The 12,086-nt window shown below is 64.9% G+C and carries 6 protein-coding genes and 2 pseudogenes; 4 read left to right on the top strand and 4 right to left on the bottom strand.

Annotated elements, in window-relative coordinates; translation table 11 throughout:
• Positions 1–291: 291 nt before the first annotated feature.
• Positions 292–1,164, bottom strand: coding sequence for a proline iminopeptidase-family hydrolase (locus tag H0P51_RS24575; RefSeq protein ID WP_180915417.1), 873 nt, complete (start codon positions 1,162–1,164; stop codon positions 292–294).
• A 195-nt stretch (positions 1,165–1,359) separates the two neighbouring features.
• Between H0P51_RS24575 and meaB the strand changes: the two genes are divergently transcribed.
• A complete protein-coding gene (meaB, locus tag H0P51_RS24570) occupies positions 1,360–2,256 on the top strand; it encodes a methylmalonyl Co-A mutase-associated GTPase MeaB (RefSeq protein WP_180919209.1) in 897 nt (298 codons plus the stop codon).
• Between the two features lie 11 nt (positions 2,257–2,267).
• On the opposite strand, the gene H0P51_RS24565 is transcribed toward meaB, so the two are convergent.
• Together H0P51_RS24565 and H0P51_RS24560 are read right to left on the bottom strand one after the other, a co-directional pair.
• Complete coding sequence (locus tag H0P51_RS24565; RefSeq protein ID WP_180915416.1) at positions 2,268–3,608, bottom strand: PPE family protein, SVP subgroup; 1,341 nt, start codon at positions 3,606–3,608, stop codon at positions 2,268–2,270.
• Positions 3,609–3,769: 161 nt separating this feature from the next.
• Entirely contained in the window at positions 3,770–5,530 is a 1,761-nt protein-coding gene (locus tag H0P51_RS24560) for an NAD-binding protein (protein ID WP_180915415.1), read from the bottom strand.
• Positions 5,531–6,094: 564 nt separating this feature from the next.
• On the opposite strand from H0P51_RS24560, the pseudogene H0P51_RS24555 reads away from it, so the two are divergent.
• From H0P51_RS24555 to H0P51_RS24545, 3 genes and pseudogenes are all read left to right on the top strand, one after another.
• Positions 6,095–8,011, top strand: a pseudogene (locus H0P51_RS24555) (APC family permease); the annotation flags it as partial.
• A gap of 102 nt (positions 8,012–8,113) precedes the next feature.
• Positions 8,114–10,066 (top strand): annotated as a pseudogene (locus H0P51_RS24550) (APC family permease); the annotation flags it as partial.
• 124 nt (positions 10,067–10,190) lie between these two features.
• Positions 10,191–11,390 carry a sensor histidine kinase gene (locus tag H0P51_RS24545; protein WP_180919207.1) on the top strand — a complete coding sequence of 400 codons (1,200 nt, stop codon included), beginning with the start codon at positions 10,191–10,193 and terminating at the stop codon, positions 11,388–11,390.
• On the opposite strand, the gene H0P51_RS24540 is transcribed toward H0P51_RS24545, so the two are convergent.
• Complete coding sequence (locus H0P51_RS24540; protein ID WP_180915413.1) at positions 11,387–12,040, bottom strand: response regulator; 654 nt, start codon at positions 12,038–12,040, stop codon at positions 11,387–11,389. The genes H0P51_RS24545 and H0P51_RS24540 overlap by 4 nt on opposite strands.
• Positions 12,041–12,086 lie beyond the last annotated feature (46 nt).

Below are 12,086 nucleotides of genomic sequence, written 5' to 3'. Positions count from 1 at the left end.
ACATGACGCCCGGCGGCCCCTATGCGAACCGAGTTGTTCGCACAGTTGTAGATCGGTCGACGTGGGGGCGCGTCCATAACGGAACTCAAGTTCCATGTAATCCGGGATGACTTTACCGCACAGCCGCCACCGAGGTGTGAGTGCGGGCGTTAGTGTTTACCAACAGGACGGCCGGAATCGGTGCGTATCGGGCCGATCAGCTGATCAGTAGCATCACGGCCAGCCTGAGCCAACACGGTTTGCATGGAAGTGATTTCGGCGAACCTGCGCCTGATCGTCGTTCCTCCCGGATCAGTCGTGCTGACCTAGGAAATCGCGCACCACTGTGTCGAACAGTTCGGGTTCTTCGATAAAGGGGAGGTGTGCGCTGTTCTCAAAGAACTCGAAGCGTGAGCCGTGGATGCGCCGGTGCATCTCTCGCATGTGCTCCGGCGAGAACTCGTCGAACCGGGCGGCGAGCAGCAGCGTCGGCGCGGTGATCTCGCCGAGCCGATCGACCACGTCCCAGTCCCGCATCGTTCCGACTATGCGAAAGACGCTGGGGCCGAACATCGTATCGAATATCTCTGCGCCCATATTCTGGAAGGCGCGGTAGAGGTCGTCGGGCCAGGGCTTGCGGCGGCACAGGTGGGTTTCGTTCCAGGTGGCGATCGCCGCTCGGTACTCGGCGGAATCGGTGGCTCCGGCGGTTTCGTGTCGGTCGATGGCGTCCCGAGTTGCCCGGTCCAACCCAGCCTTGAGTCGAATTGCGTTGGCGGCGAACACCGGAATGGACGCGGCGCTGTTGGAGATGGTCAAGCTGCGGATACCGCTGGGGAAGTCCAGCAGGTACTGCTGGGCGAGCATCGCCCCCCAAGAGTTGCCGAAGATGTGGAAGTCGGACAGGCCCAGAGCCGTTATGACTGAGTCCATTTCGGCCACCGAACGCCGCATGGTCCACAACCCCGGGTCGGTCGGACGCTCGGAGTTTCCGCAACCCAGTTGGTCCCAGAAGACCACCTCGCGTTCGTCGGCCAGGCGTTCCAGCGCACTCAGGTAATAGTGCGGCAACCCGGGACCCCCGTGCACCACCAACAGCGGGCGCGATCCGCTCGGCTGCGCGGGACCGACCCGCTTGGCCCATACCAGTCCGCCCGGAACGGCGATCGTGGGCTGTGGGGTCATCACCAAAGACGCCCTTTCTTGTTGGCAAGTCGTGATGGCAACCACCAGAATCGCACGCAACGGGCCGGGCCGCTGCGCCCGGAGCCCGCCTTGCAACTCATACTCTCGAGCTGTGAGAATATAGTTCTCACGAATGCGCGGTCGGCTCTTCACCCCGCGCGCCGCCGAAGTGGAGAACTGTCCGTGCCCGACGCCATGCGCCCGCATCCCACGGACGTCAACGATCTGATCATCAAGGCGCGCAACGGATCTCCGCGTGCCGCGGGTCGCTTGCTCAGCCTGGTGGAGAGTGAGCGCCGCGACGAGGTGCTCTCCACACTCGGTCTCCCCGTGGTCAACGTACGGGTCATCGGCATCACTGGTCCGCCCGGAGCGGGGAAGTCGACGACGATCGGTGGCCTGGTGGGCGCCTACCGGGAACGTGGGTGTCGGGTCGCGGTGCTGGCCGTCGATCCCTCGTCACCGTTCAGCGGCGGCGCGCTGCTCGGCGACCGTATCCGAATGACAGCCCATATCAACGATTCTGACGTGTTAATCCGATCCGTGGCCAGTCGAGGTCACCTCGGGGGCCTTGCTGCGGCGGTGCCGGCGGCCATCCGGCTGGTAGGGGCCATCGGCTACGACGTGGTGCTCGCCGAGACGGTCGGTGTGGGGCAGTCCGAGATCGAAATCGCGGCGCTCGCCGATCCGACCATCGTCATTCTCAACCCCGGGGCCGGCGACGCGGTGCAGGCCGCCAAGGCAGGCCTGCTGGAGGTCGCCGACATCGTGGTGGTGAACAAGGCGGACCGGGAGGGCGCCGAACAAACCGTGCGGGACCTGCGCGCCGAAACCCAGGCCCCGATCGTCAGCCTGGTCGCCGCACGTGGGGAGGGGCTAACGGAGCTGGTCGACGCGATCGAGGTGCATCACCGCGCCGACAATCGTGCCCGGCGGCTGGCCCGTGCGAGAGCGCAGATCCTGTCGCTGGCACAGACCCGGCTGCGCACCCGGCCGGACCTCGATCTGCTCGCCCAGTCGGTGGTCGATGGCCGCGAAGACCCGTACGCTGCAGCCGAAAGACTCCTGTCGGCGCCGTCGCGGCCCGACTAGGCGGTGTGGCGCTAAAGGTCCAGTAGCCGGTTCCGCTGCTCAACGAACTGCTGGTCGGTGATCAGGCCCTCGTCGCGAAGCCGGGCGAATTCACGTATCTCGGCGGCGATTCCGGTCACCACGGTACGCGGCTCCTCGTGTTCGGCCTTCTCGTCGGTCTCGGTCTTGGCGTTCTCGGCGGCGGGTTTCTGGCCTCTGGTAGCCGCTTGGGCAACTTGACGACCCCGCCCGCCTACCGTGTCGCCGACGGCGCGTCCGGCCGCAGTCGCCAGCGCCATGTCACCGGCTGCGGTGTCGACGCTATTGGACAAACTGGCCGTCAGCGCCTGCTGGTCGATGCCGAAATTGGCAGGTAAGGCCAGCGCGACCGGACGCACCGCGGGTGTGGCAGCAGTCCAGGTGGGCGGCACCGACAATGCGCCTACTGAGTTGGCCTCCCCGATACCCGCTGCAATCGTTTGCGGCGGTACTACGAACTTCGCGCCCGTTAGCCCCGGAATTGCTGTGCTCTCATCCGCCCATCCGGACACGATGTCGTCGGTGTGCAAACCGGTCTGGGCGCCGACGATGTCGATCGGCAGCGAAATAACGCCTAGGGGCGACACCGGCGCGTCGATCAAGAACGCGATCAGGTCGGCACCGATGTCGAGCAGGTCGAGCGGCGACAGCGAGGCGGCAGCACTCGGGGACGACGCCGCCAGGCCGCTCAGCGCGTCGGGCACCGCGGAGAAGACCTGCGCGACCTGGGACACCGCGCCCTGCGCGGTGCCCGCCGCGGTATTGGCAGCCTGGCTGACGGCAACGGACTGGCCAGCCGCCGCCGACGGACTCGTGGCCTGTTGGGGCCCTAGGAAGGGCGTTAATTGCGTGGCCGCGGCCGACGAACCGGCGTAGCCGTACATCGCGGCGGCGTCTTGCGCCCACATCTCGAGGTACTGCGCCTCGGTGGCGGCAATGGCAGGCGTGTTCTGCCCCAACAGATTGGTGGCGACCAGGGCCGCCAGCAGACTGCGGTTGGCGGCCACTACTTCCGGCGGCACCGTCGCGGCGAACGCCGACTCAAAGGCTGCTGCGGCGGCAGTGGCCTGGTCGGCCGTCTCCTCGGCCTGCGCGGCGGCGCCACCGAGCCATGCCACGTAGTTCGAGGCGGCGCCCGCCATCGTCATCGACGTCGGACCCAGCCACGGTCCCGCGACGAGCCCTGACACCACCGCTTGATAGGAGCTCGCCGCCGAATGCAGCTCGGCCGCCAAACTTTCCCAGGCTTCGGCGGCAGCCAGCATCGGGGCCGAGCCAGGGCCTGTATACATACGTCCGGAATTGACTTCGGGCGGTATTGCGGCGAAATACATTGTATCGGTTCACAATTCAAATCGGTCGGGGCAGTGTGGCCCGATCTCGTCGGTCAGGGAAAACGGTGACATCCGCTATGCCGATTGGTCAGCCATCTGAACCGTCAAGGAGGTTGCCGTGAAGCCAGACAGCCTTCACATAGGCCGGGCGGAGCACCGGGTCAGTTGTTCGAGCTGGCACTCACCCCGTGTTCGGCGTCCAGATCGTCAGAGGTCTGCTTGGACTGCTGTCCCTTGCGCAACGTGGCCAGCAGCTCTCGATACGGCCCGGCCAGGTACACGGTGTCTCCGGCACAAAGTCGGGCATCACGGCGCGGGTGCAGTTGAACCGGGGCGTCGTCTCGAGTGATGGCGAAAACGCGGGTTTGCGTCGACATCTCGAACATCTGCAAACCGTCGAGTTCGCTGCCCGGCTGGACATGCATCTTACCGATCAGAAAGGAGCGGCTGCCCACCGAGAACGTCCCGAGTATCTCCAGGCCCAGTGCGGCGCCGACGAACCACGGGGCGGCGATCTCCACGGTGGAGCGGACGTTGTCGAAGCCGAACCGCTGCGCCACTGCGGCGCCGAGGTCGTGATCGAAGACACGTAAAACGAGGGGTACCTCGTTCCAGCGATTGACCTCCGGGGTCACCTGGGCGCTCAGCATCTCGCGAAGCACCATTCCGGCCTCGATGTTGATCATGTCGTCGCGCGTCAACACCGCTACGGCACGTGCGGTGTCCACGCGGGCCGATTCCAGCGTCTGACGTAGCGTCGCGTCCCCATAGATGACCGGCACGTCCAGCTCGTTCGCCTCCGCTACGAACGGATTGCCCTGGTCACGTTCGATCACCGCGACGTCGTGGCCGGACTCGGTCAGGTCCCGAACGACCTTGATGCCCAGGGCGCTGAGCCCGACCACGATCACATGGTTGCGCAGGTGGCGTGCCCGGGGACGTCCGGACGACCAGACGAAGCGGCGGGACAACAGCACGTCGGCGACGAAGGCGACCAGCAGGGCTGTGGTGGTGACGCCGCCCAGCATCAACACGGCCGCGTAGACGCGCAGCCAGGTGGGTTGTTCGGCGAAGCTGAAGTCGCCGTAACCGGTCGTCGTGATGGTCTCGATGGTGAAGTAGAACGCGTCGACCCAGGACATTCCGGGGTGCGTGTAGGCGAAGTGCAACAACATGGTCGAGCCCAGAATCAGCACGACCAGGGCGATGATTACCGGGTAAAAGGCCGGGTTGACCTCGGCCGGCAACAGGCGCGCCGCGTCAAGCATCCGGCGGAACCGGGAATGGTGCGAACGCGTACGCGTTTGGCGTGGAACCTTGACGCCGAAAGTCGTTAGTTCGTCCTGTGTTCCGATCAGCGCCGTCCAGTCGCCCTCGCAGACATGTTCATCGCGGCCGGGGCATACCACTACCTGGCCGGGGTCAGATGCATTCTGGCCGCGCATGATTGCCACCGGGGCGAGGTCTCCGAAGATCTCCCGCAGCGTCCCCTCGTGCGGCGCTTCGGCACCGAAGACCGCGAATTCGATCCCCGCCGCCTCGAACGGGTGTGTGGTGCGCGCCAAGCACGCCTCGACGACAGCCGGGGCGGCGAGCTCGGCGACTCCGAAGATCGCGCTGGGTCCCTCGTCCTCGGCCACCGCCTCGCGCAGAACCTCGTTCGACAGGCGCGACACCACCCGGATATCCGGGTTGGCTTTCCGCGCCAGCAACGCGATCTCGAGATTGGTCGCGTCGTCGTCCCTGGCGCAGATGACGGCCGCCGCCTCGGTTACGCCGGCCCGCGCCAGTTCCGCTTTGACTCTGGTGCCGGCTAGTTCGGGACCGATGAGTTTCACGACGCTGGCGCCCGCGCGCTTCAACTCCTCGATGATCGTCGTGGCGAGCGCGTCGTCACCGCTGACGATTACCCGCTGTTGCATCAAATTCGGCTCCTCGCGGTGCTGGCCTGGACTGGCCACTGCCAGAGTTCGGCGTGATCGGCGCGAATATTTCTGCTGATCAATACTTTTTGCCTGGCATGAACACTGATCTTGCTGCAGCATCCGTTCCCCTATTGTCTCGACTGCTAACAGTCATTTCGATAAACGCTGCTGCCACGGCAAATTCGACGCGAATAAAAGGCTGCTGCGGCAATTGATCTGCGACAAGGATTGGCGGTCGTTCGTTATCCGGTGAACGCCGAACGACAGCCAGGCCGTGGAACCAGCGAGCTTTCGAGGTCGCGGCTGCCAATGCGCCGCGCCTGGTTGTGATGGCGCCCAACCTCCATTTTCGTCGGCGTCTTGCGGTTCTAGCGGCCCCCGTGGCGCGCTTTGGTCTCCATACTGGGCGTCCATTGTTACATCGATATCAAGTTATCTTGGGAATATCCTGACAACATGCTGTCGGTAGCCCTCTGAGCGGGGGGTGAGGTGTGCTGAGCCGCTAGGCTTTTGACGTCAATTACCGATTGGGCAAAGGAATATCACGCCTTGGCAACAACTTTGGATCATGAACAAAGAACATGGTCGTCGTTTTCCGACGTGTGCAAGCGAGGGTTTCTCGGCAGGCCGTTGATAAATAACCAGCTGCAGCACGAGCGGTTGTCTAATCCGGTCGCGTTAGGGGTGCTGTCGCCGGACGCGATCTCGTCAACCGCCTATGGGTCGGAACAGATCATGATCGAGCTGCTGCCCGCGGCGGGCATGGCAGCGTTCGCGTTGCTGCTTCCGATTACCGGCGTCATCCTGCTGATCCTGGTGTTGGTGGCCGCGTCCTACCGCCAGGTGGTGATGGTCTACACGCGGTCCGGCGGGTCGTATGTGGTGGCACGGGAGAACTTCGGACCGCGGGTCGCTCAGATTGCCGCGGCGTCGCTGCTGATCGACTATGTGGTGACCGTTGCGGTGCAATGTGCAGCCGGGACCGTGGCAGTGGTTTCCGCGGTGCCGGTACTCGGCCCGTACAGCCTCGAGATCACTGTGGGCGTGGTACTGACGATGTGCCTCGCGAATCTGCGTGGCCTGCGGGAAGCCGGAGCGCCGTTCGCCCTGCCGACCTACGCCTTCGTCGTTATGGTCTCGCTCACGATAGTTGTCGGCATCGTTCACCAGGTCATGGGGACCCTCCCCGTGTATGACCCAGCGCACATCGCCGGCGCGGTACCAGTCCACCAGGGCAACGGACTGGTGATGGGTGCGACGGTGCTGATCGTGCTGCGCGCATTCGCCAACGGTGGGTCGTCGTTGACCGGTGTCGAGGCGATCTCCAACACGGTGACCAGCTTCCGCAAGCCGGAGGGCATCAACGCGCGCCGGGTGCTGACCGTGATGGCCTGCATCCTGGCGTTTCTGCTGGCCGGCGTCGCCTGGCTGGCGCACGCCACCCACGCCACCCCGTACGTCGACGGGTACCCGTCGATGCTGTCCGAGATCGCCCGCGCGGTCTTCGGCCACGGCACTGTCGGTAACATCCTGTACTTCCTGGTCCAGGCGTCGACCGCGGCCATCCTCTACACCGGAGGAAACACGAGTTTCAACGGCTTTCCGGCGCTGGCCAGCTTCGTCGCCGAGGACCGGTTCTTGCCGCGGCCGCTAATGAAGCGGGGCCATCGGCTGGTCTTCTCCAACGGCATCATCACCCTGGCGGCGCTGGCGGTGGCATTGCTGATAGTCACCGGAGGCTCGCTCGACGCGTTGGTGCCGTTCTACGCCATCGGCGTATTCACCGGTTTCTCCATGGCTGGATACGGCATGACAAAGCACCACCTGGTTCATCGCGGCCGGGGGTGGCGCCGCAAGCTGGCGGTCAACCTGTCGGCCGGAATCCTGTCCACGATCGTGGTCGGCATCTTTGCGGTGGCCAAGTTCACCGAGGGCGCGTGGCTGGTGGTCGTCGTCTTCCCGCTGCTGGTGCTGGTACTGATGCGACTTAACCGCCAGTACCGGGCCGAGGCCTCGGTCTTGGAGTTGTCCCAGACCGAACCGCCAGATCTGGCCCGCTACAGCAAACACCGAGTCGTCGTCTTCGTCGACGCGGTCGATCTTGCGGAGGTCGAGGCGCTGCGCTACGGAAACGGCTTGCACGCGGACGAGCTGACCGCTGTGCACTTTGTGATCGACGCCGATCATGCGGCGCGACTGACCGAGCGCTGGAGGCACTTTGAGCACGACACCCCACTACGCATGGTCAACTGCGCCGACCGCCATCTGAGCAAGGCCGCCCACGAGTTGATCGCGCAGATGCTGCGCGATCATCCCGACAGCAAGGTGACAGTGCTGCTGCCACGCCGAACCTACTCGCCACTGGTCGGCCGACTGCTGCACGACCGCACCGCGGACAAGATCGCCCGTTCGGTGAGCCGAATTTCGGGTGCCACCGCGCAAATTGTGCCCTTTGACATCGAATCTCGAGTGGCGGAAGTCACTCGGGTGGGCTGAACCTGCAGGCCGTCCCTCCGGCGTCGAACCATTGGCCGTGCACGCCGGAACAAGCACGACGTTCTCCAAGAAAGCGAACCTATTGTGACGACTCAGGCTGGCGGTATACCGCAGTCATTTGCCGACCGATGGAAGCGGATCTTCCTCGGAAAGACACTGACCAGCGATCAACTCGACTCCGAAAGATTGTCGAACCACATTGCGCTGGGCGCACTTTCGCCCGATGCAATCTCCTCAACCGCCTATGGGCCGGAGCAGGTGATGATCGAGCTGTTGCCGGCGGCCGGCATGGCAGCGTTCACCTTGTTGCTGCCGATCACCGGAGTCGTGCTGCTGATCCTGGTGCTGGTCACCGCGTCGTACCGCCAGGTCGTCACGACCTACACCCGGGCCGGCGGCGCCTACCTGGTAGCGCGGGAGAACTTCGGTCCCCGTACGGCGCAGGTCGCGGCGGCAGCGCTGCTCATCGACTACGTGGTGACGGTGGCTGTGCAGCCCGCGGCCGGGACGTTGGCGGTCGTCTCCGCGATCCCGGCGCTGCGTCCCTACCACCTGGAGCTCACCGTGGGCGTGGTGGTGCTGATGTGTCTGACCAACCTGCGGGGGTTGCGGCGGTCGGGCCGGGCGTTCGCGATCACCACGTACTCGTTCGTCGTCATGATCACCCTGACCATCCTGACCGGATTAGTTCGTGAAATCATCTGGGGCTTACCGAAATACGATCCTCACAAGCTCGTCGGTGCGGTCCCGGTGCATCATGGCAGCGGGCTGGTTATGGGTGCGACCGTGCTGGTCGTGCTGCGGGCGTTCGCCAACGGTGGTACATCGTTGACCGGTGTCGAGGCGATTTCCAACACCGTCGACAGCTTCCGCAAACCCGAGGGCATCAACGCGCGCCGGGTGCTGACCGTGATGGCCTGCATCCTGGGCTTCCTGCTGGCCGGGGTTGCCTGGCTGGCGCACGTCACCCACGCCACGCCTTATCTGCACGAATATCCGTCAATGCTCTCCGAGATCACCCGCGCCGTCTTCGGGCAAGGCGCCCTCGGCAACACTCTGTACTTCCTGGTGCAGGCGTCGACCGCCGCCATCTTGTTCACCGGGTGCAATACCAGCTTCAACGGCTTCCCGGGGCTGGCTAGCTTCGTCGCCGAGGACCGGTTCTTGCCGCGGCCGCTGATGAAGAGGGGGCATCGCCTGGTCTTCTCCAACGGCATCATCACCTTGGCGGCGCTGGCGGTGGCGCTGCTGCTGGTCACCGAAGGTTCGGTAACCGCGTTGGTGCCGTTCTACGCCATCGGGGTATTCACCGGCTTCTCGATGGCCGGGTACGGGATGACCAAGCACCATCTGGTTCATCGCGGCCGGCGGTGGCGCCCGAAGTTGGCGGTCAACCTAGCGGCCGGAATCCTGTCAACGGTTGTGGTGGGCATCTTCGCGGTGGCCAAATTTACCGAGGGCGCCTGGCTGGTGGTGGTCATCTTCCCGCTACTGGTGCTGTTCCTGATGCGGCTGAATCGCCAATACCGTTCGGAAGCATCAGTTTTGGAGATGTCGCGGACCGAACCTCCGGAGGTAGCCAAGCACGCGCGACTACGGGTGCTGATTTTCGTGGACACCGTCGACCTCGCCGAGATCGAAGCACTGCGCTACGGAAACGGGCTGCACGCCGACGAACTGACCGCGGTGCACTTCGTCATCGACGCCGATCATGCCGCGCTGCTCCGGCAACGCTGGGAGCGCTTCGAGCACGACACCGAACTGCGCATGGTCGACTGCCCGGATCGCCATCTGGGCAAGTCCGCGTACGAGTTGGTCGCCCAGGTGCTCCGTGAGCATCCCGACAGCAAGGTGACCGTCCTGTTGCCGCGCCGAACCTACTCGCCGCTGCTGGGTCGGTTGCTGCACGACCGCACCGCAGACAAGATGGCGCGCGCCGTCAGCCGTATCCGCGGTGCGACCGCGATCATCGTGCCCTACGACATCGAGTCGCGGATCGCGCGGGCGGAAACCGAACAGCGTGCGTCGCGGTCCGCGGCGGTCGGCATCCGTCCGTCGCGCCCTGTGACTGAGGGAGCAGTGCACGACTCCCAACAGCAGCCCGTTATGTGAGTACGGTATTTCGGTGGCCAGTGCTTCAGGGCGGGCCGGCGACCGGGAAATGGAGCGCGTGCGCAGGGTTCATGCGCTGCGCTCCTACCGTGTGGTCGCCGTGCTGCGGATCGGTGTTCTGGCCTTCGTTGTGGGCGCCATGGTGCTGGCCAGCCCGCGGTCCGAATGGGGCGGGCAGACAACGCTGGTCGTCTTCTATGCACTCGCCTGCGTCAGCGCGCTGATCCTGGCGTTCGCGCCGTTTGCGCGCTTCGGGTGGAACCGCTTCGGCGACGTGAGCCCGATGGAGCCAGTCGCCTTCATCGCGATCGACGTTGTCGTATTGACCGCCCTGCAGATGCTGTCCAGTGATGGGATTTATCCGCTGCTGATCATGATCCTGTTGCCGGTGCTGGTCGGGGTGGACATGTCCACACGCCGGGCAGCACTGTTGCTGGCTTGCACCGTGGTCGGGTTCGCCTTCGCCGGGATACAGGACCATCTGCAAAAGCGGGCGATCGGCTGGCCGGATACCGGGTTCCTGTTCGGGTTCTATGCGTTTCTATGCGTGGCGGCGTTGGTGATGGTGCGCATCGAGGAACGGCATGTCCGCTCGGTGGCAGGGCTGTGTACGTTGCGTGAGGAGTTGCTGGCGCAGACGATGACGGCGTCGGAGGAGTTGCAGCGTCAGATCTCGGAGGCCATTCACGATGGGCCGTTGCAGGACGTGCTGGTCGCGCGTCAGGAGTTGGTGGAGTTGTCCTTGGATGATCCCGATGACGAGCGGGTGAGTCGTGCTTTGTCGGGTCTGCACAGTGCCTCGGAGCGGTTGCGGCAGGCCACGTTCGAGCTGCATCCGGCGGTTCTTGAGCAGGTTGGGTTGGGTGCTGCGGTGGAGCAGTTGGCGGGGTTCACGGCCAAGCGCTCGGGTATCGAGGTGAGTACCGATATTGACTATCCGGTGCGAAACGAGATCGACCCGATCGTGTTCGCGGCGGCGCGGGAGTTGTTGTCGAATGTGGTGCGTCATTCCGGGGCTGTGCATGCTTCGGTGAGTTTGCGTGTCGCTGATGGGGTTTGTGTGCTGGAGGTCTCTGATGACGGTGTGGGTGTCAGCGGGGACACGATGGCGCGGCGGTTGGGGGAGGGGCATATCGGGTTGGCTTCGCACCGGGCCCGGGTCGACGCCGCGGGCGGCACCTTCGTCTTCCTGGACGCGCCCCCGGGCACGCACGTCCGTGTGCGACTGCCGTTGCGGACCGGCGGCTAGTCCAGCAGCCGCTGGCGCATCGCCTCAGCAACAGCAGCGGCGCGGTCGCTGACACCGAGCTTCTCGTAGAGGCGTTGCACGTGCGTCTTGACCGTCGACGGCGCCACATACAGCTCGGCGGCAATCGCGGGGATGCTCTGGCCGCGGGAAATGCGTTGCAGCACTTCGCGTTCGCGCGCGCTGAGCACCGGAGTGTTTGGTGCGGCGCGCTGCCGGATCTCGCCGGCCAGCCCGCCGACCAGCGAGGGCGCTACTACATCGCGGCCCTGCGCGCAATCGAGCACCGCTTTGACGATCTCGGTGCGAGTGGAGTCCTTGAGCAGAAATCCGGCCGCACCCTGTTGCAGCGCCTGATACACGATCGCGGCTTCGTCGTGCGCCGAAATCAGCAGCACCCGGGTCGGCAGGTCGTTGTTGCGCACCGCCGCGGCCACCTGCGCTCCGTCCATCCCGGGCATGCGGTAGTCCAGCAGCGCGACGTCGGGTCGGTGTTCCTTGATCAGCTCGAGGGCGCCCGCGCCATCATCCGCTTCGCCGACGACGCTCACCGAGCCACTCAACGACAGCGCGCGCACCACGCCCTCGCGGAATAGCGGGTGATCATCGCCGACCACCACGCGCACCTTTTCGGGCGTCACAGCGCCGACCATGGTGCAAAGTCTAGCGGCTGGCAGGCAAAGAACTGTTCGCAATCGC

The sequence above is a fragment of the Mycobacterium vicinigordonae genome (assembly GCF_013466425.1).
GTDB classification, from domain to species: domain Bacteria; phylum Actinomycetota; class Actinomycetes; order Mycobacteriales; family Mycobacteriaceae; genus Mycobacterium; species Mycobacterium vicinigordonae.
Note: the sequence above shows the minus strand (reverse complement) of the source record. Positions and strands in the feature narration are given on the sequence as shown.

Coding starts and splice junctions, on each gene's coding strand:
- H0P51_RS24575 (WP_180915417.1), bottom strand. CDS start 1,164: ATGACCCCACAGCCCACGATCGCCGTTCCGGGCGGACTGGTATGGGCC.
- meaB (WP_180919209.1), top strand. CDS start 1,360: ATGCGCCCGCATCCCACGGACGTCAACGATCTGATCATCAAGGCGCGC.
- H0P51_RS24565 (WP_180915416.1), bottom strand. CDS start 3,608: ATGTATTTCGCCGCAATACCGCCCGAAGTCAATTCCGGACGTATGTAT.
- H0P51_RS24560 (WP_180915415.1), bottom strand. CDS start 5,530: ATGCAACAGCGGGTAATCGTCAGCGGTGACGACGCGCTCGCCACGACG.
- H0P51_RS24545 (WP_180919207.1), top strand. CDS start 10,191: ATGGAGCGCGTGCGCAGGGTTCATGCGCTGCGCTCCTACCGTGTGGTC.
- H0P51_RS24540 (WP_180915413.1), bottom strand. CDS start 12,040: ATGGTCGGCGCTGTGACGCCCGAAAAGGTGCGCGTGGTGGTCGGCGAT.